Source organism: Xanthomonas fragariae, from assembly GCF_900183975.1.
In the GTDB taxonomy this organism is placed as follows: domain Bacteria; phylum Pseudomonadota; class Gammaproteobacteria; order Xanthomonadales; family Xanthomonadaceae; genus Xanthomonas; species Xanthomonas fragariae.
The window spans coordinates 2,942,173-2,961,794 of sequence record NZ_LT853882.1 but is presented as its reverse complement, the minus strand read 5'-3'; the positions used below and the strand labels follow the sequence as shown (position 1 = coordinate 2,961,794).

The 19,622-nt window shown below is 63.0% G+C and carries 14 protein-coding genes and 3 pseudogenes; 12 read left to right on the top strand and 5 right to left on the bottom strand.

Annotated elements, in window-relative coordinates; all coding sequences use genetic code 11:
• From PD885_RS13680 to PD885_RS22780, 12 genes and pseudogenes are all read left to right on the top strand, one after another.
• A complete protein-coding gene (locus PD885_RS13680; protein WP_002811048.1) occupies nucleotides 1-1,455 on the top strand; it encodes an undecaprenyl-phosphate glucose phosphotransferase in 1,455 nt (484 codons plus the stop codon).
• Nucleotides 1,456-1,549: 94 nt separating this feature from the next.
• A complete protein-coding gene (locus tag PD885_RS13675) occupies nucleotides 1,550-2,836 on the top strand; it encodes a hypothetical protein (protein WP_040762854.1) in 1,287 nt (428 codons plus the stop codon).
• Nucleotides 2,833-3,924 carry an acyltransferase family protein gene (locus tag PD885_RS13670; RefSeq protein WP_002811045.1) on the top strand — a complete coding sequence of 364 codons (1,092 nt, stop codon included), beginning with the start codon at nucleotides 2,833-2,835 and terminating at the stop codon, nucleotides 3,922-3,924. Before PD885_RS13675 ends, PD885_RS13670 begins: the two co-directional genes overlap by 4 nt.
• Nucleotides 3,925-3,937: 13 nt before the next feature.
• Entirely contained in the window at nucleotides 3,938-5,026 is a 1,089-nt protein-coding gene (locus tag PD885_RS13665; protein ID WP_088056937.1) for an acyltransferase family protein, read from the top strand.
• 67 nt (nucleotides 5,027-5,093) lie between these two features.
• The gene (locus PD885_RS13660) at nucleotides 5,094-6,236 is read left to right on the top strand and encodes a glycosyltransferase family 4 protein (protein WP_002811041.1); all 1,143 of its coding nucleotides are present in this window, start codon (nucleotides 5,094-5,096) and stop codon (nucleotides 6,234-6,236) included.
• Nucleotides 6,233-7,282, top strand: coding sequence for a glycosyltransferase (locus PD885_RS13655; RefSeq protein WP_002811037.1), 1,050 nt, complete (start codon nucleotides 6,233-6,235; stop codon nucleotides 7,280-7,282). The genes PD885_RS13660 and PD885_RS13655 overlap by 4 nt, the downstream gene beginning before the upstream one ends.
• A 17-nt stretch (nucleotides 7,283-7,299) precedes the next feature.
• Nucleotides 7,300-8,784: a lipopolysaccharide biosynthesis protein gene (locus tag PD885_RS13650; protein WP_040762846.1), complete on the top strand. Its 1,485-nt coding sequence runs from the start codon at nucleotides 7,300-7,302 to the stop codon at nucleotides 8,782-8,784.
• A 64-nt stretch (nucleotides 8,785-8,848) separates the two neighbouring features.
• Complete coding sequence (locus PD885_RS13645; protein WP_002811031.1) at nucleotides 8,849-10,048, top strand: GumK N-terminal domain-containing glycosyltransferase; 1,200 nt, start codon at nucleotides 8,849-8,851, stop codon at nucleotides 10,046-10,048.
• 36 nt (nucleotides 10,049-10,084) lie between these two features.
• A complete protein-coding gene (locus PD885_RS13640) occupies nucleotides 10,085-10,879 on the top strand; it encodes a polysaccharide pyruvyl transferase family protein (RefSeq protein ID WP_002811028.1) in 795 nt (264 codons plus the stop codon).
• 4 nt (nucleotides 10,880-10,883) lie between these two features.
• A complete protein-coding gene (locus tag PD885_RS13635; RefSeq protein WP_040762845.1) occupies nucleotides 10,884-11,678 on the top strand; it encodes a WecB/TagA/CpsF family glycosyltransferase in 795 nt (264 codons plus the stop codon).
• 40 nt (nucleotides 11,679-11,718) lie between these two features.
• Nucleotides 11,719-12,180: pseudogene (locus PD885_RS13630) on the top strand (cupin domain-containing protein).
• A gap of 143 nt (nucleotides 12,181-12,323) precedes the next feature.
• Nucleotides 12,324-12,423, top strand: a pseudogene (locus PD885_RS22780) (TraB/GumN family protein); the annotation flags it as partial.
• 265 nt (nucleotides 12,424-12,688) lie between these two features.
• Here the strand turns inward: PD885_RS22780 and dxs are convergent.
• The 5 genes and pseudogenes from dxs to PD885_RS13605 all read right to left on the bottom strand — a co-directional run bounded on the left by dxs (nucleotide 12,689) and on the right by PD885_RS13605 (nucleotide 19,595).
• Nucleotides 12,689-14,605 (bottom strand): 1-deoxy-D-xylulose-5-phosphate synthase, encoded by a 1,917-nt coding sequence (gene dxs / locus PD885_RS13625; protein ID WP_002811014.1) that lies wholly within the window; start codon nucleotides 14,603-14,605, stop codon nucleotides 12,689-12,691.
• 233 nt (nucleotides 14,606-14,838) lie between these two features.
• Nucleotides 14,839-16,207 (bottom strand): annotated as a pseudogene (locus PD885_RS13620) (IS5 family transposase).
• A gap of 248 nt (nucleotides 16,208-16,455) precedes the next feature.
• A complete protein-coding gene (locus tag PD885_RS13615; protein WP_002811011.1) occupies nucleotides 16,456-17,112 on the bottom strand; it encodes an HNH endonuclease in 657 nt (218 codons plus the stop codon).
• A 174-nt stretch (nucleotides 17,113-17,286) separates the two neighbouring features.
• Nucleotides 17,287-19,080 carry an acyl-CoA dehydrogenase C-terminal domain-containing protein gene (locus PD885_RS13610; protein WP_002811009.1) on the bottom strand — a complete coding sequence of 598 codons (1,794 nt, stop codon included), beginning with the start codon at nucleotides 19,078-19,080 and terminating at the stop codon, nucleotides 17,287-17,289.
• Nucleotides 19,081-19,118: 38 nt separating this feature from the next.
• On the bottom strand, nucleotides 19,119-19,595 hold the full coding sequence (locus PD885_RS13605) for an LEA/WHy family protein (RefSeq protein WP_002811007.1): 477 nt from the start codon (nucleotides 19,593-19,595) through the stop codon (nucleotides 19,119-19,121).
• Nucleotides 19,596-19,622 lie beyond the last annotated feature (27 nt).

Sequence of the window (19,622 nt, the reverse complement as noted above, 5' to 3'; positions counted from 1 at the left end):
ATGCTTTTGGCAGACTTGAGTAGCGCGACTTACACGACATCCTCTCCTCGATTGTTGTCCAAATATTCGGCTGCAGCTGACTTGGTTTTGCGTGTCTTCGACCTTACCATGGTCGTGGTCTCCGGTCTGGTGGCATATCGCATCGTCTTTGGCTCCTGGGTGCCGGCGGCACCCTATCGGGTCGCGATCGCCACCACCCTGTTGTATTCGGTGATCTGCTTTGCCCTGTTCCCGCTCTATCGAAGCTGGCGCGGTCGTGGCCTGCTGAGCGAGCTGATGGTGCTGGGTGGGGCATTTGGCGGTGTGTTTGCGCTATTCGCGGTGCACGCACTGATCGTGCAGGTGGGCGAGCAGGTGTCGCGTGGATGGATCGGCCTGTGGTTCGTCGGCGGCTTGGTTTCGCTGGTGGCGGCGCGCACCTTGTTGCGCGGCTTCTTGAATCATCTGCGTACCCAAGGTGTGGACGTCCAGCGGGTGGTGGTGATCGGTCTGCGCCACCCGGTGATGAAGATCAATCATTACCTGAGCCGCAATCCTTGGGTCGGTATGAATCTGGTCGGCTATTTCCGTACGCCGTACGACATCGCCATGACCGAACAGCGTCATTCCCTGCCATGCCTGGGCGACCCGGACGCGTTGATCGAATATCTGAAGGACAATCAGGTCGAGCAGGTCTGGATCTCGCTGCCGCTGGGCGAGCGCGATCACATCAAGCAGCTGCTGCAGCGTCTGGATCGTTATCCGATCAACGTAAAGCTGGTGCCTGATCTATTCGACTTCGGTTTGTTGAACCAGTCCGGCGAGCAAATCGGCAACGTTCCGGTAATCAACCTGCGCCAGGGCGGCGTGGATCGCGACAACTACTTCATGGTTGCCAAGGCGTTGCAGGATAAGATCCTGGCCGTGATCGCCCTGATGAGCTTGTGGCCGCTAATGGCTGCGATTGCAGTCGGCGTCAAAATGAGCTCGCCGGGTCCGGTGTTCTTCCGCCAGCGCCGCCACGGCCTGGGCGGTCGCGAGTTCTATATGTACAAATTCCGCTCAATGCGCGTGCATGACGACCATGGCATAACCATCCAGCAGGCGACCAAAAACGACACTCGCATTACCCGTTTCGGTGCGTTTCTGCGCCGCAGCAGCTTGGATGAGTTGCCGCAAATCTTCAACGTGCTCGGTGGCAGCATGTCGATCGTAGGTCCGCGTCCGCATGCCGCGCAGCACAACACACACTACGAAAAGTTGATTAATCACTACATGCAGCGCCACTACGTCAAGCCGGGCATCACAGGCTGGGCACAGGTGAACGGCTTCCGCGGCGAAACCCCGGATCTGCGCACGATGAAGAAGCGCATTCAGTATGACCTCGACTACATCCGTCGTTGGTCACTGTGGCTGGATATCCGCATCATCGTGCTTACTGCAGTGCGTGTGTTCGGACAGAAGACCGCGTACTGATGGCGGCGGGGAGTATGGGACCTGGCGCGTATAGCGCCGCGGGCGGCTGCATCGCAGCCGCTCTTTCCGAGCAGGCGTCTGCATGCTGATCCGAATGAGCGATGAGACCCGCGTCCGCTGGCACAACTTGTTGATCGAGTTCACGCTGTTGGTCGGCGTCGGTTACAATCTGGTGCTGGCCTTGATCAACGCGAACGTGTTCGCAGTGCGCCCGGTGATCACCTATGCGGTTGAGTTCATAGTCTACGCGGCCTGTTTTGTGCTCGGTCTGGGTTCAATGAGCCGCAAGCGCATCGCATTGGTCATCAGTGGCTTGGGGCTGATTGTTACGTTGATGTTCGTGCGCTTTTTGATGAACTGGCAGATCGACCCAAAGTTTTTTCGCGATGCGCTTGTAGTGTTCGCTTTCGTCGTATTAGGTTCGGCCTACACCGGCTCGCTGCCAAAGCTGTTCATTCGCATGACCATCATCGTGTCGTTGGTTGCCGCGTTCGAACTGGCGATGCCCAGCGCGTATGGCGATCTGGTCAACCCGAAGAGCTTCTTCGTCAACGCGCGCGGCATGAGCGCGGAAGGGTTCTGGAACGAAGACAGCAACCTGTTCGTCAGCGCCACGCGACCGGGCGAGCGTAACTTCCTGCCAGGCTCCAATCTTCCCCGCGCCTCCTCGATGTTCATCGAGCCGGTGACGATGGGTAACTACATCTGCTTCTTTACCGCGATCGTGCTGGTGTTCTGGCGCTGGATGCGGCCCTCGATGCTGATCCTGTCGGTCGGTTTGATCGGTTTCATGGTCGTGGCCTCCGACGGACGACTTGCGGCGGGTACCTGCGTGCTGATGGTGCTGCTGTCGCCGCTGTTGAAACGCCTGGATCAACGGCTGGCGTTCCTGGTCTTTCTGCTCGTGATCATGACGGCGTGGTTGCTGGTGTGGATCACCGGGATCACGGCCTATCAGGACAACACGATGGGCCGGATCTTCTTCACCGTCAATTCGATGAACAACCTGTCCTTCAACTCGTGGATGGGCCTGGATTTTGCGCAGGCGTACCGTTACTTCGACAGCGGTATTGCCTACTTCATCGCATCGCAGTCGATCGTCGGCGTACTCGCCTTCCTGCTGTCGTATTCGTTCCTGTTGTTGATGCCGAGCAAGGAAGGGCAGTTGTTCAAGAACCTGGCAATCTTTGCATTCGCGCTGAGCCTGCTGGTGTCCAACGGCTACTTCTCGATCAAGACGTCGGCATTGTGGTGGTTCGTGTGCGGCTGCCTGTGGCACATGCGGCCGACCTGGTCTGCTGCCAGCGCTGCGCAGCTGCCCAGACAGGATCCGGCCGACGAGGATGCGCGATTGCCACTGCCCGCGGGAGGCATGCGATGAGTGTGGCGGCAACGCAAGCACCGCAGCCGGTTGCACCGGTCGTCGGTGCGTACGTTGCCACCGGCGGGCGCAGCCGCGACCCGCGTATCGATGCCACCAAAGCCCTGGCGATTCTGTTGGTGGTGTTCTGCCACGCCAGGGGCGTGCCGCATGCGATGACGTTGTTTGCCTACAGCTTTCATGTACCGCTGTTTTTCATGGTGTCCGGCTGGCTGGCGGCTGGCTATGCGTCGCGGACCACCGGCTTGCCGCAGACCATCAGCAAGCAGGCACGCAGCCTGTTGCTGCCGTATGTGACGTTTTATCTGCTCGGTTACGCGTACTGGTTGCTGACGCGCAATATCGGCGAGAAGGCGGCGCGCTGGGGCAGCCATCCGTGGTGGGAGCCGATCGTGGCGATGTTCACCGGCATCGGCCCCGATCTGTATGTGCAGCCCCCGCTGTGGTTCCTGCCGGTGATGCTGGTGACGGTGCTGAGCTACGTGGTACTGCGCCGCTGGCTGTCGCCGGTGGTGATCGCGGTGGCGTCGTTGATTCTGGCTTGGTGCTGGATGCGCTGGTTTCCGGGCCAGCAGGTACGGCTTTTTTTCGGCCTGGACGTTCTACCGGTGTCGCTGTGCTTCTACGCGCTGGGCGCCTTGCTGATCCACGTTTCCGCACGTCTGCCGAGCTCCTTGCCGGTCAGCGCGCTGGCGACGGTGCTGCTCGTGCTGCCGGTGGCCTGGCTGGCCGGTCGTAATGGCCGCATCGACGTCAACATGCTGGAGTTCGGCCGCAACCACGCCGGGTTTGTGGTCAGCGCAGTACTCGGCTCACTGATGGTGATCTGTGCCGCACGGTTGGTGCAGGGCTGGGCCTGGATACAGTGGATCGGCCGCAATACCTTGCTGATCCTGTGCACCCATATGCTGGTGTTCTTCGTGCTCTCCGGTGTCGCGGCGCTGGCCGGCGGATTCGCTGCCTCGCGTCCGGGCCTGGGCTGGGCAGTGTTCGTGACGGTGTTTGCGCTGCTGGCGTGCGTGCCGCTGCTCTGGTTGCTGATGCGTTTTGCGCCGTGGACCCTGGGTGCCCGCCCGGTGGCGGCATGAGCGGCGCTGCGCCATGACCACCGCACCGTATTCCAACGCGGCCAGGCACGACGGCCTGGGTGCCAAGGCCGCGCCGGCGCCTGCATTGGCCCGCGATTGGCAGATCGATGCAGCAAAGGCGCTGGCGATCGTCCTGGTGGTTTTGGGGCATGCCAACGGCATGCCGGCCGCCTACAAGTTGTTTGCCTACAGTTTTCATGTGCCGCTGTTTTTCGTGCTGTCCGGCTGGGTGGGCGAGCGCTTCGGCCACCGCGCAATGACGGTGTCAACGATCGCGAAGTTGGCGCGCACGTTGCTGGTTCCCTATGTCGCGTTTTTCCTGGTGGCCTACGCCTGCTGGTTGCTGATGGGAGTGACCAGCCGCGCGGCGCATCCATCGCATGTGCTGCCGTGGTGGGATCCGTTTGTCGGCCTGTTCTGGGCCAACGGCACGCGTCTGTACGTGCTTCCGGCGTTGTGGTTCCTGCCGGCCTTGTTCGTCACCACGCTGGCCTATATCGCCTTGCGCACGCGCCTGACGACGGCGGCCCTGGCGGCAGCAAGCCTGTTACTCGCGTTGGCATGGGCAGGCTGGTTTCCGTCGTTGCACCTGCGGCTTCCGTTGGCGCTGGATGTATTGCCTGTGGCGCTGTTCTTCATCGCCGTGGGCGGATGGCTGTCGCGTTATGCCGATGCACTGCGCGCGCTTGGCGCCTCGGTGTGGGCGTTGGCACTGCCGGTGCTGGCGGCAGCGTGGTGGTGGCTGGCCGGATGGAACGTGCAAGTGGATGTGAACAATCTGCAGTTCGGGCATTCCGCTGCGGTGTTCCTGCTGGTCAGCCTGCTGGGCACCGCGATGACCTTGTGCGTGGCGTATTTCGTTCGACAGTGGCGTTGGCTGCAGTGGATCGGTGGCAATACCTTGCTGATCCTGTGCACGCACACATTGGTGTTCCTGGTGCTTACCAGTGTGGTGGCACGAACGGGTGTGATCGCACGCAGCCTGATCGGCACACCGGCCTGGGCGATGGGCCTGAGCGCGTTCGCTGTCGCTGTCAGTGTGCCGATGCGCGCGGTGTTGGTGCGCGTTGCGCCGTGGATGTTGGGATTGAAACGTAAATGACGAGCTTCCAGAATGATCAGCCGAGCATGCAGATGTGTCTGCGTCGCTGGCACAGGAGATTGGCGTAATGAAAGTGGTGCATGTCGTCCGCCAATTCCATCCTTCGATCGGAGGCATGGAGGAAGTCGTTCTCAATGTGGCCCGGCAACACCAGGCCACCAGTGCCGATACGGTAGAGGTCGTGACCCTGGATCGGGTGTTTACCGATCCGAGCGCGCAACTTGCGCAGCAGGAGACGTATCAGGGCTTGCCGATCCGACGCATCGGTTATCGCGGCTCATCGCGTTATCCGTTGGCGCCGTCCGTGCTGAGCGCAATCCGCTCGGCCGATCTGGTGCACCTGCACGGCATCGATTTTTTCTACGACTATCTGGCGCTGACCAGGCCGCTGCATGGCAAGCCGATGGTGGTGTCCACCCACGGCGGCTTCTTCCACACGGCGTATGCCTCGCGGATGAAGCAGCTATGGTTTCAGACGCTCACCCGCACCTCGGCATTGGCGTATGCGCGGGTGATCGCCACCAGCGAGAACGACGGCGAGCTGTTCGCCAAGGTGGTGTCGCCGGCGCGTTTGCGGGTGATCGAAAACGGCGTGGACGTGGAGAAATACGCAGGGCAGGGTGCAGCGACGCCGGGGCGGACCATGATGTATTTCGGCCGCTGGTCGGTGAACAAGGGCCTGATCGAAACCCTGGAGCTGCTGCAGGCGGTACTGCAGCGCGACCCGCAGTGGCGCTTGATCATCGCGGGGCGCGAATACGATTTGAACGAGGCCGACCTGCGCAAGGCGATCGCCGAGCGGGGCTTGCAGGACAAGGTGCAGCTCAGCATGTCGCCGTCGCAGGAGCAGTTGCGCAGCCTGATGCAGCAGGCGCAGTTCTTTGTCTGCCTGTCGCGCCATGAAGGCTTTGGCATCGCTGCGGTCGAGGCGATGAGTGCCGGCCTGATTCCGATCCTCAGCGACATCCCGCCGTTCGTGCGTCTTGCCAGCGAATCGGGGCAGGGCGTGATCGTCAACCGCGACCGGATCGATGCGGCCGCAGATCAGGTGCAGGCGCTGGCGCTGCAAGCGGATGCCGATTTCGATACGCGTCGTGCAGCGTCGATGGCGTACGTGAGCCGCTACGACTGGAAGCATGTGGTCGGGCGTTACATCGACGAGTACCACACCGCGTTGGGCACCCGCCGTACTCGGGAGGCAGTGCGATGAGCGCGCCTGCATCGGCAACGACTGCGCTTGCGTCCGCGCAGCCGCAGGTCACCGTGCTGTTCTCCACCGAGAAGCCCAATGCCAGCACCAATCCGTATCTGACTCAGCTTTACGCATCGCTGCCCGCTGCAGTGCAGCCGCGCTTCTTTTCGATGCGCGATGCGCTGTTGTCGCGCTACGACGTGCTGCATCTGCATTGGCCGGAATATCTGCTGCGCCATCCCAGCGCGGTCGGCACCCTGGCCAAGCAGATGTGTGCAGCGCTGTTGCTGCTCAAGCTGCAGCTGACCGGCACGCCGGTGGTGCGCACCTTGCACAACTTGGTACCGCACGAGGATCGCGGCTGGCGCGAGCGCGGCCTGTTGCGCTGGATCGACCGGCTGACGCGTCGCTGGATCCGCATCAACGCGACCACGCCACCGCGACCGCCATTCACCGACACCATCCTGCACGGCCATTATCGCGAGTGGTTTGCAAAGATGCCGCAAGGCACGCCGGTTCCGGGGCGGCTGCTGCATTTCGGCCTGATCCGCCCGTACAAGGGCGTGGAAACGCTGCTGGAGGTGATGCGTCAGGTCGACGATCCGCGCCTGAAGCTGCGTATCGTCGGCAACCCGGCCACGCCGCAGATGCGTAGCCTGGTGGAAGAGGCCTGCGCGCAGGATCCGCGTGTGAGCGCCTTGCTGGCCTATGTCGAAGAACCGGTGCTGGCACGCGAAGTCAGCGAGGCCGAGCTGGTGGTGCTGCCGTACCGGCAGATGCACAACTCCGGCACCTTGTTGCTGGCGTTGTCGCTGGCGCGCCCGGTGCTGGCACCGTGGAGCGAATCCAATGCGGCGATTGCCGAAGAAGTGGGGCCGGGCTGGGTGTTTCTCTATGAAGGCGAATTCGATGCGGCGCTGCTGACCGGCATGTTGGACCAGGTGCGTGCCGCGCCGCGCGGCCCGGCGCCGGATCTCTCGCAACGTGACTGGCCACGGATCGGACAGCTGCACTACCGCACCTACCTGGAAGCGCTCGGCAAGGATGGAGACGCCGCGCTGTGACCGCAGAGATCCCAACGATGAAATCCCCCACGCCGCCGCCACAGCGCAGCCTCGGTTCGCGCGCCGCCGGTGGGGCAGCGGTGACCATGATCGGCCAGTCGGCCAAGATGGTCGTGCAGTTCGGCGGCATCATTCTGCTGGCGCGCCTGCTGACGCCTTACGACTACGGCTTGATGGCGATGGTCACCGCGATTGTCGGTGCGGCCGAGATCCTGCGCGATTTCGGCCTGTCTGCCGCTGCCGTGCAGGCCAAGCATGTCAGCCGCGAGCAACGCGACAACCTGTTCTGGATCAACAGCGGCATCGGCTTGTCGTTGTCGGTGGTGGTGTACGCCTCTGCCCATGTGATCGCCAATTTCTATAAAGAACCGGCGCTGGTGACGATCTCCCAGGCGCTGGCGGTGACCTTCTTGATCAACGGCATGACCACGCAGTACCGCGCCCATCTGAGCCGCGGGCTGCGGTTCGGCCAGGTCGCGCTCAGCGATGTGGGATCGCAGGTGCTGGGCCTGGGCGCGGCCGTCGCTGCCGCCTTGCTGGGCTGGGGCTATTGGGCGCTGGTGGTGCAGCAGGTGGTGCAGGCGGTGGTCAATTTCATCATCGCGGCGAGCTGTGCACGCTGGTTGCCGGGCGGGTACCAACGCTCGGCGCCGATGCGCGACTTCATGAGCTTCGGCTGGAACCTGATGGCTGCGCAGTTGCTGGGCTATGCCAGCCGCAACGTCGGCCAGGTCATCATCGGCTGGCGCACCGGCCCGGACGCACTGGGCCTGTACAACCGTGCGTTTCAGCTGTTGATGATGCCGTTGAATCAGATCAACGCGCCGGCCACCAGCGTGGCGTTGCCGGTGTTGTCGCAGCTGCAGGACGACCGCGAACGCTTCAGCGCCTTCCTGCTGCGCGGGCAGACGGTGATGGTGCATCTGATCGTTGCGCTGTTCGCCTTCGCCTGCGCGTTGGCCATGCCGCTGATCGTGCTGGTGCTGGGCGAGCAGTGGCGCGAGGCGGTGCCCCTGTTCCAGGTGCTGACGCTGGGCGGTATTTTCCAGACCGCGTCCTACGCGACCTACTGGGTGTTTCTTGCCAGGGGCCTGATGCGCGCGCAGCTGCTGTTCTCGTTGGTCAGCCGCATCGTGCTGATCGGCTGCATCTTCGTCGGCTCGCGCTGGGGCGCGATGGGCGTGGCGATCGGCTACTCGTTCGGCCTGCTGGTGACCTGGCCGTTGTCGCTGGTCTGGGTCGGCAAGATCTCCGACGCACCGGTGGTTGCACTGTTCACCAATGCGGTGCGTGCGATGACCGCGTATGGCGTGGCGGGGGTGTGCGCGTATTACGCATCCATCACCGTCGGTGGCCCGCTGTGGCAGCAGCTGGCTGTCGGTGCGGCCGCGATGGCGGCGGTCTGCTTGCTGGCGTTGGCGATCTGGCCGGCGTTCCGTCGCGATGTCATTGCCATCCTCAACATCCGCAAGTTGCTGAAGCAGGCCAAGGCACGCCAATGAGATCGACATCGTCTTCGCCTGCGTTCTTGCATGCTTTCTCCCACTCATTCATAGGACACGGCCCATGAGCGATACACCCGCCGCCGCTTCCGGCATTCGCCGGCCTTGCTATCTGGTCTTGTCCGCCCACGACTACCGCACGCCACGGCGCGCCAATATCCACTTCATCACCGATCAACTTGCGCTGCGCGGCACCACGCGGTTTTTCTCGCTGCGCTATAGCCGGCTGTCGCGCATGAAGGGCGACATGCGGCTGCCGCTGGACGACACTGCAAACACTGTGGTGTCGCACAAGGGCGTGGAGTGCTATCTGTGGCGCACGACGGTGCATCCGTTCAACACGCGCCGCGCCTGGCTGCGTTCTGTCGAAGATGCGATGTTCCGTTGGTATGCCGCGCATCCACCACGCCAGTTGCTGGACTGGATGCGCGAGGCGGACGTGATCGTGTTCGAAAGCGGTATCGCGGTGGCCTTCATCGAGTTGGCCAAGCGCGTCAATCCGGTAGCGAAGCTGGTCTATCGTGCTTCTGATGGCCTGAGCACGATCAATGTCGCGTCCTATATCGAGCGCGAGTTCGATCGGGTTGCACCGACGCTGGATGTGATCGCATTGGTGTCGCCGGCAATGGCGGAGGAAGTGGCAAGCCGCGACAACGTCTATCACGTCGGCCACGGTGTGGATCACAACCTGGACCAGCTGGGCGACCCATCGCCGTATGGCGAGGGCATCCATGCGGTTGCGGTGGGCTCGATGTTGTTTGATCCGGACTTCTTCGTGGTTGCCAGCAAGGCGTTCCCGCAGGTCACGTTCCATGTGATCGGCTCGGGTATGGGCCGGCATCCCGGCTATGGCGACAACGTGGTTGTCTATGGCGAGATGAAGCACGCCGAGACCATCGGCTACATCAAGCACGCTCGTTTCGGGATCGCACCTTATGCATCCGAGCAGGTGCCGGTGTATCTGGCCGATAGTTCGATGAAGTTGCTGCAATACGATTTCTTCGGCCTGCCTGCGGTGTGTCCGAATGCCGTCGTGGGGCCGTATCAATCGCGTTTCGGCTACACTCCCGGCAACGGTGAGTCGGTCATTGCGGCCATCAGTCGCGCGCTGGAAGCACCGCGCGTGCGTTACCGCCAATGCCTGAATTGGTCCGACACCACCGACCGCGTACTGAATCCAGGTGCGTATCCAGAAACCCGTTTGTACCCGCAGCAAGATGGCGCAGCTGTGCGTGCTTCTTCGGAGGCCGCGCTCTCGCACTGATGCGGCGCACCCAACTTTAGAAGGAGACTGCTCGTTATGGCCAATGCTTTGCTGCAGAAATGGATCGAACATGCGGAACGCCGTGCCTTGTTCTGGTGGCAGCCGAAGAACGCTGGCGTCAACATGGGCGATCATCTGTCCAAGGTGATTGTGTCCTGTGTGCTCTCCTTGCAGGACAAGACGCTGATCGAGAAGCGTGATCTCAGCAAGAAACTGATCGCCATCGGGTCGGTGCTGCATTTTGCCAAGGACGGCGACACCGTCTGGGGCAGCGGCATCAACGGCAAGATTCCCGCCGAGCGCAATACCTTCAGCACACTCGATGTGCGTGCGGTGCGCGGGCCGAAAACGCGCAAGTTCCTGCTCGATCGTGGCATCGCGGTGCCGGAAGTCTATGGCGATCCCGGCCTGCTGACGCCGATGTTCTTTCCCGCCGATGCGCTCGGTACGGTGAAGAAGCGTCCTTTCGCCATCGTTCCGCACTTCAACGAACCGGTTGAAAAGTACAGCGCGTACGCAGAGCATCTGGTGTTTCCCAACATCAAGCCTGCGACCTTCATGAGCGCACTGCTGGGCGCCGAACTTGTGGTCAGCAGTTCCCTGCACGGATTGATCCTTGCCGAAGCCTACAGAATTCCGGCGGTCTATCTGGACTGGGGCAACGGCGAAGACCGCTTCAAGTACGACGACTACTACAACGGCACAGGGCGCATGCAATGGCATTCGGGCAACAGCGTGGAAGAGTGTCTGGATCTGGGCGGCAACGGTGCGTTCGATCTGGAAAAACTGCAGGCCGGGCTGCTGGCCGCGTTCCCTTACGACCTTTGGTGATTCGATGATGCAGGGTCAGCGCGTGGATGTGGGTACAACGGGCGTGGACAACCTCGCAACACCGCCAGGTGTGGTGATTCCACTCGGCGGGTTTCCGGTGTTGTCCACAACGCAGGAAGCGTTTGCGCTGGATCTGTTTCATGCACTGGCGGCCGGCCAGCCGCGTCGGGTCTTTTTCGCCAACACCAATTTCATCGTGCAGTGCCAGGCGCTGCGGATGCGCATGCGCGAACCCAGCGTGCGCATCGTCAACGATGGCATCGGGATGGATCTGGCAGCGCGGTTGATCCACGGCCGCCGCTTCGCTGGCAATCTCAACGGCACCGATCTGATTCCCTATCTGTGCCGCGAAAGCGCGCAGCCACTGAAGTTCTTCCTGTTGGGCGGGCGCCCCGGGGTGGGCAAGACTGCAGCGGCGACCTTGACTGGCACGCTCGGGCAACAGGTGGTTGGCATGTGTGACGGCTATGGTGAGTTTGCTGCAGCAGGCGAGGGCTTGGCCGAGCGCATCAATCGCTCGGGTGCCAATGTGCTGCTAGTGGCGTTCGGCAATCCGTTGCAGGAGCGCTGGATCCTTGATCACAGCCATGCGCTGAGTGTGCCGCTGGTGTTCGGTGTTGGTGCATTGCTCGACTTTTTGTCCGGCACCGCCAAGCGCGCTCCCAATTGGGTGCGTCGCCTGCATCTGGAATGGATGTATCGGCTGCTCAACGAGCCGCGCCGCCTGCTTAAGCGTTATAGCTGGGATCTGCTGGTGTTCTTCCGCACCTGTCTGCGCGCGGGCAAGCACTTGCCGTGATGCATGGCAGCGGAGTCTGGCCTAGCATGAGCATGTACGCATGCATCCGACCGCCGCTGCCCTGATCCGTTCGCTCGACCTCGACCCGCATCCGGAAGGCGGGCACTATCGCCGCACGTATGCTGCTGCACGCCGGGTCACAGACAACGCGCAGGCCCGCCCGGCGCTGACGGCGATCCGCTTTGGACTCAGTGCTGGCGATTGCAGCGCATGGCACCGCGTGGACGCGGAAGAAAGTTGGCATTGGCAACAAGGCGACGCGCTGGAACTGCTGATCTACGATGAATCCAACCGGCACTTGCAGCGCTTGATTCTGGATGCTGCCGAGCGTGGCGATCCGATGTAGTTGGTGCCTGCCGGATGCTGGCAGGCGGCGCGTTCGCTCGGCGACTTCACCCTGGTCGGCTGCACGGTATCGCCCGGATTGGTCTGGGAAGGATTTGCGCTGCTCGACGTTACGTCCCCACTGGCTGCGCACCTTGCAACGCTCGTCCCACGCTGAGCCACCGCTGCAAGCGCGCGACCGAACGCTTCCCGAACGTGGCGGTCGCCGGCTTCGCGTAGTGCCCGTGTCAAACAGGGTGCGGTACGTGATGCGACGCAAGGCAGCAGTATCGGGAGCGGGCTTGATGCTGGTGTCGCTGTTTGTCGAAGGTCAGCAAGGGCGATCTATGGATCTTGGGCACTCTGTCGCCATTGCCCAAGCGGCTGCAGTGGCAATCCCGACGTGGAGACGATCATCGGCTAGTCCCAGCAGTTGCTGACTGCAACGCCGCATGCGCGAGCACTGGTTGAGCATCGCCACCACCGCGCTGCAACGCAATCGCAGCAATCTTGCCGATCAGCCGGATAACGGCCCCGGACGAGTATCTGGCGCGTGGGGATATGAGGGTTAGATGCACCTTGAGGACACGGGCCTGAATCGGCCTGCTGCGGCCTTTTGGGAGCGAGCCACTGCTGAGCAGAGCTGCGTCCGCTTGGCGTTCAGCGCAGTGGCCCTTTAGCCGCTCTCAACCCGCAGCAGCGTTCAACGACGGCTTGCTGCCAACCATCAGCTGCGGCCAGCGCTTGAGCACGGCGGCACGAATGCCGGCATGGTCGATGCCGGCCTCGGCCAGCAGGTCTTCGCGGCTGGCGTGGTGCTGGAAGCTGTCGGGCAGGCCCAGGTGCAGCATCGGCAGGGTGATGCCCTGGGCATTGAGCAGCTCCGACACGCCTGAGCCGGCGCCACCGGCGATGACGTTGTCTTCGATGGTGACAAAGCCTTCGTGGGTCTTGGCTAGTTCCAGCAGCATCGCCTTGTCGAGCGGTTTGACGAAGCGCATGTTGACCACGGTCAGGCCAAGTTCGCGTCCCACCGCTTCTGCTGCTTCCACAGTCACGCCGAAGCCGAGAAGGGCGATGCCTGCGCCGCTGTGGCGCAGCTGTGCCTTGCCAATCGGCAGGGTGGCAAGCGAAGTGTCGAGTGCAATACCGGGGCCGGTGCCGCGCGGGTAGCGCACCGCGGCCGGGCCTTCGTAACGCACGCCGGTGGTCAGCATCTGACGGCACTCGGCTTCGTTGGCCGGTGCCATCACCACCATATGCGGCACGCAGCGCAGGAAGCTCAGATCCAGATTGCCGGCGTGGGTGGCACCGTCCGGGCCCACCACGCCACTGCGATCGATCGCAAACAGCACGTCCAACTGCTGCACCGCCACGTCGTGCACCAACTGGTCGTAGCCGCGCTGCAGGAAGGTGGAATAGATCGCCACCACCGGTTTGGCACCCTGGGTCGCCATGCCCGCCGCCAGCGTAACTGCGTGCTGCTCGGCGATCGCCACGTCGAAATAGCGCTGCGGGTATTCCTTGCTGAAACGCACCAGGCCCGAGCCTTCGCGCATCGCCGGGGTGATCACTAACAGCGTGGGCTCGGCTGCGGCCATGTCGCAGACCCAGTCGCTGAAGACATCGGTGTAGGTCGGCTTCCTGGCGCCGGCATTGGCCACCAGACCCGTGCTCGGATCGAACGGACCGACCGCGTGGTAGCCGATCTGATCTCCTTCGGCCAGTTCGTAACCCTTGCCCTTGGTGGTGATGACGTGCAGCAACTGCGGACCCTTGAGGGTCTTCAAGGTCTTCAGTGCGCCGACCAGGCCCGGCAGGTCGTGTCCGTCGATCGGGCCGGTGTAGTGGAAGCCCATTTCTTCGAACAGCGTGGACGGCACAAACATGCCTTTCCAGTGTTCTTCCCAACGCCGCACGAAGCGCGCCGTGGGATTGTTCTTCTTGTTGCCGAGGATCTTCTTGCCGCCCTCGCGGATGGCGTTGAGGGTGCGGCTGCCGCTGGCACGGCCGAGCATCTTGGTCAGCCCGCCGACCGCTTCGGAGATCGACATGCGGTTGTCGTTGAGGATCACCAGCAGGTTCGGCTCCGGGTCCATGCCGCCGGCGTGGTTGAGTGCTTCATAGACCATGCCGGCGGTCATGGCGCCATCGCCGATCACTGCCACTACCTTGCGATCGTCGCCGTTGCGCTGGGTGGCGATCGCCATGCCGAGCGCGGCCGAGATCGAGGTGGACGAATGGCCGACGCCGAAAGTGTCGTAGATGCTTTCTTCGCGCTTGGGGAACGGCGCAACGCCGTCCTTCTGCTTGACCGTGTGGATCTGGTCGCGCCGGCCGGTAAGAATTTTGTGCGGGTAGGTCTGATGACCGACGTCCCACACCAGCTGATCGACCGGAGTCTGATACAGGTAATGCAGGGCGACAGTGAGTTCGATCACGCCTAGGCCGGCCGCGAAGTGCCCACCGCTCTTGCCCACCGACTCGATCAGGTAGGACCGCAGCTCTTCGGCGATCGCCGTGAGCTCGGCCTCGTCGAAGCGACGCAGATCGTCGGGAGTCTGGATGCGGGACAGGCGCGGATAGCGGGTGGAGTCGATCATCATCGCGTCAATATTCTGGATCCGTATTGTCCTCCCCATGCGAAGGCCCGGCAAGTAAATCGGTTCAGCTATCAGCGGCAAGTGATGGCGGCGCATACCGTCAACGCTGAGACGCGCAGCGATCACATGCGCCTGCGGCAATCTGCCGCACCCGGGCGCGGTGCGGGCTCTGCGACGTCCGTGCGGATGTCCAAGTTATTGCTGGGTCGTTAGTCGTCCCTGAAAAATCCCCTTCAAGCGCCAAGTGCCGTCGGTGACAGCGGCACGGTGCTCAAGGATGACCATCTCATCGCCCGCATCCAGGCACGCAAAAACGCGATCCAGCGCAGCAGCCAGCGCAGGTTGTAGCCGGCGGCGCAGCCGAGCACGTGCAGCGCATCGCCTTGGGCACCTTTTAGCCTGCAGCGACGCAACCTGCAGTCGTCTTTCAGATGTCCGATCACCGGCTCCACCGCCTGCCGTCGCTTGATCCAGCGCCATTGCCGTCGCGTCAGCGTCTTGGCCTTGCCGCGATGCAGGGACCTGCACGCCATCGACCTCGCGCCCGCGATCGCCCAGGTCCACGATCGCCACCGTCGGTTCTACGCTCACATCCTGCAGCAACCCGCGTGTCTGCTCCAGCTGCTCGGCCAAGGTATCGCCGTCGTACGGGTTGCCCGGGAAGCTGCGCGCACCCACGACCAATCCCTTGCAGGCGGTGACCGCAATGCCGACCTTGACGCCGAATTCGTACGCTTGACGCGCCTTGCCCTTGCCGATGCATTCCACTTCCGAGGCATGCAATGCGTACAGTTTTTGTTTGTCCTTCGGACGCTGCGTGTACAGCCGTTGCGCACGTTCCAGCCAGACAGCGATGCGCTCGCGCACGCCGGGTTCCACCTGGTCCAGCTTGCGCTCGATATCGCGCAACACCCGCCCCAATACCGTGCGCTGACGTCGCAGCACGCGCTGCATGCGCTTGAACTGGCGCGCATGCGCATACCGACCTGCCTTGCGGCTCAGGGCCGGGCCTTGCCGCGCGTAGCTCTGCCGCAATCCGATGCCGTGCCGCTTGGCCAGTAACACCAGCTTCTTGCGTGCCACCTCCAGCAAACGGCTGTCGGTCGGATAGGCGATCGCCTTTTCCTGCACCGTGGTGTCCACGATCACCCGCGACAACTCGCGTGCGTCCACCGCCTGCATCGCATGCGCGGCGTTGATGGTGTGCGCCAGCAGCTCTTCCATCCCGGCCTCACCCAGGCGCTGCCGCCAGCGCGTCAGCGAGCTGGCATCGCTCGGCAAGCGCGTCTGGAACACGACCTCACCGGTGAAGAACTGCCAGTACGGATTCTCCAGCCAACGCTCGCACACCGCTTCATCGGACAGGTCGTAGGCGTGTTTGAGGTAGAGCAAACCGGCAATCAGCCGCACCGGCAATGCCGGCCGACCGCCACCGGCCTGGGTGGCCGGCAAGCGCGATGAAAGTGCTTGCTCCAACGCCGTCCACGGCATCCGTTGGCTCAGCCGCGCCAGCGGATGACGCAGATCGATCTGGTTCTCCAGCCGCGAACGAAACAACTCGTCGGCAGGCATGTGCTCGGCAGCAGGACGGCGTGTACGCATGACTGAAAATTGCCAGAAACCAGCCTTCAGCGTAGCGAACACCGGTAGTTTTGGCACGCCGGTGCAGACATCAAGGCCTTGCGGTCGTTGGGTGGTTGGGGTTTTTCAGGGGCGACTCATTATCCGGGCACCACGATGCGCTGGACGGACAACGCGTTGAATCGTTGCGCTCAAATTACGCATGTTTGTTTGCGGCGATCAGACCATCGCTTACAGCGGTGGACCGCCCGAACAATGGATCAGCTGCCTTAAAACGACAGCTTCGAGCGCTTAGGCAGCTGCGCCCGCAGAAAGGTCATTTGATCGGAGAGGATGTTGCGGTTGGACAGGATTAGATGCTCGATCCAGCTCGGTCGGTACGGCACCGCCAGCAGCGGCATATGCGCCTGCTGCGGGGTGCGGTTGGCCTTGCGCGAGTTGCACTGGAAACAGGCGGTCACCACGTTTTCCCAGCTGTCGCGGCCGCCCTTGGACACCGGCATCACGTGATCGCGGGTCAGATGGGGGCGGCTGAAATGTTGGCCGCAATACATGCACAGCTGCGAGTCGCGCGCGAACAAGGCGGTGTTGCTGAGCGTCGGGGTCGGGTCTAGCGCACGCGAGCGGGCATGGCCGCGCGCGGCAATGATGGGGTGCAATTCCAGCGTGCTGCGCTCGCCGGTCAGGCGCGAGGTGCCGCCATGAATCTGCATGCAGGGCTCGCCCAGCGTCCACGACACCGCGTCGCGCGCATACAAACAGGCGGCGTCTTGCCAGTTGATCCAGTCAAGTACGCGGCCATGCGCATCGAGCGAGAGCAGTCGCAGGGTAGGAAGCTGCTGGACCGCAGCGACAGCGCCGCCCGCGACCGGAGTGCAATTGCCTCCGAGGACGATCACATCACCTGCATTCGTGTCTGTCTCCATCGGTGAAGCAGCTTATACCTGATCGTTGACAGTTTGTGTATCGCAGTTGGGTGGATCGGTTCGTCCATGTGCGCTTGTGTGTGCCGGTGATCTTGGCGGAGCGTGGTCGCGGTCAAGCGGTTGTCGCTGCGCCGGCATTTTGCGCGGCGCGGCAGCAGACAAGGGCAGGCATGCTCAGCCTTCGCCGAACAGCTCCGCCTCCAGCGTCATCAGCGATGCGGCGCCACTGCGGATGGTGGCGGCGTGAGTCAGCGTGCGCGGCAGGACGCGTGCGAAATAGAAGCGCGCGGTCTCGCGCTTGGAGCGCTTGAAATCTTCGCTGTGCGTGGACGCGTCGGCAGCGGCCACGCTGCGCGCCCACCAGTACGCCAGCACCACGTAGCCGGAATAAAACAGATAGTCGTAGCTGGCAGCGCCGAGTTCGTCCGGGTTGCGGGCGGCACGATCGAGCACGTCGCGGGTCAGCATTGCCCACTCGCTGCACTTGTCGCGCAGTGGCTTGATGAACTCCGCGAGCGCGGCATTGCCGTCCTGCGCATTGGCGAAGGTTTCGACATCGGCCAGGAACAGCTTCAACCCGGCAGCTTGGCTGGCGGCGGTCTTGCGGCCGATCAGGTCCAGCGCCTGGATGCCGGTAGTGCCTTCGTAGATGGTGGTGATGCGCGCATCGCGGGCCAGCTGTTCCATGCCGTATTCGCGGATGTAGCCATGGCCGCCGAAGCACTGCAGCGCGTGGTAGGTGTTCTCGATCGACCACTCGGTCTGGCAGGCCTTGGAAATCGGAGTAAGGAAGCTCACCAGCGTCTCGGCATCGGCACGTTCCCGCTCGCTTTGCCCGCGGTGGCTGACGTCGACCAAGCTGGCAGCGTGCAACGCCAGCAGCCGGCTACCTTCGGTCAGTGACTTGATGGTAAGCAGCATGCGGCGCACGTCCGGATGCATGATGATCGGGTCGGCTGGCTTATTGGGGAACTTGGCGCCGCTGAGCGCGCGCGATTGCAGACGCTCGCGGGTATAGCGCAGCGCGTTCTGGTAGGCGCGTTCTGACAGGCCGATGCCTTGCAGGCCCACGCCCAGGCGGGCGGTGTTCATCATGGTAAACATGGCCTGCAAGCCTTTGTGCGGTTGGCCGACCAGATAGCCCTGTGCGCCCTCGAAGTTCATCACGCAGGTCACCGAGCCTTTGATGCCCATCTTGTGCTCGATCGAGCCACAGTGCAGGGCATTGCGCTCGCCCACGGCGCCGTCGCGGTCTACCTTGAACTTGGGGGTGACGAACAGCGAGATGCCCTTGGCGCCGGCCGGTGCATCCGGCAGCTTGGCCAGCACCAGATGCACAATGTTGTCAGTGAGGTCGTGCTCGCCGGCGGTGATGAAGATCTTGGTGCCGGTAATGGCGTAGCTGCCGTCGGCACTGGGTTCGGCGCGGGTCTTGAGCAGGCCCAGATCGGTGCCGCAATGCGGCTCGGTCAGGCACATGGTGCCGGTCCAGCGGCCATCGATCAGCGGTTTAAGGAAAATGTCCTTTTGCCAAGCCTGGCCGTGCTGGCGCAGCGCTTCCATCGCGCCGTGCGAGAGCATCGGGAAGTTGCCCCAGGCCAGGTTGGCGGCGTTGATCATTTCGCTCAGCGGTACGCCCAGCGTGTGCGGCATGCCCTGGCCACCGAACTGCGTCTCGGCGGTCAGCCCATTCCAGCCGCCTTCGACAAACTGGTCGTAAGCCGCACGGAAGCCGGGTGGGGTGGTCACCGCGTGGGTGCTCTTGTCGAACGCGCAGCCGATTTCATCGCCCACGCTATTGAGTGGCGCCAGCACCTGTGAGGTGAAGCGGCCGGCTTCTTCAAGCACGGCATCGATGATGTCTGCGCTGGCGTCGGTGTAGCCGAGCCGGGCGAACAGGGCGTCAGCGCCGAGCACGTCGTGCAGGGCGAAGCGGAAATCGGTCAGCGGGGCGGTGTAGTTGCTCATGCGGGATCCTTAGAAGCGGGTGCGGGGAGGCATGCGCGTCAGCGCAGCACGCCGTCGAGGCCGGGGGCCGGGCTGAGCGTGTTGCGTGACTCGACGCTGAAATCGCGCTGCTTTTTGTCCTGCGGGGTCGCCCACACCTTGCCCTTGAGCGTGTACGGCAGCGAGCGTCCGCCAGCGAGCACGTCGGCCACAGTGATGCGCCCCAAGGAGGTTGGTTGCAGGTCGACGGTCACCACGTCGGCGGTCTCCGGCCCGATCGAAATGCCTACGACCTGGTCGAGCTTACCGACCACCTGTTCGCCTGCGGAGATCTCCAGCGCCACACGCTCGAACTGCATCGGGATGCTGCTGTAGTTCTGCAGCCGCAGGTCGACCGACCACGCGCCATCGGGACGTACCGTGAGCTGCTGGATGCTGGCCGCAGGTTCGGAGACCCGGCGCACCGCGCCACCGCAGGCGCTCAGCAGCAGGCTGCAGGCCAGCGAAACAAGAAGAAGGCGATAGGCACGACGCATGTACTCGGTTCCTTGGCGGGATGAGAC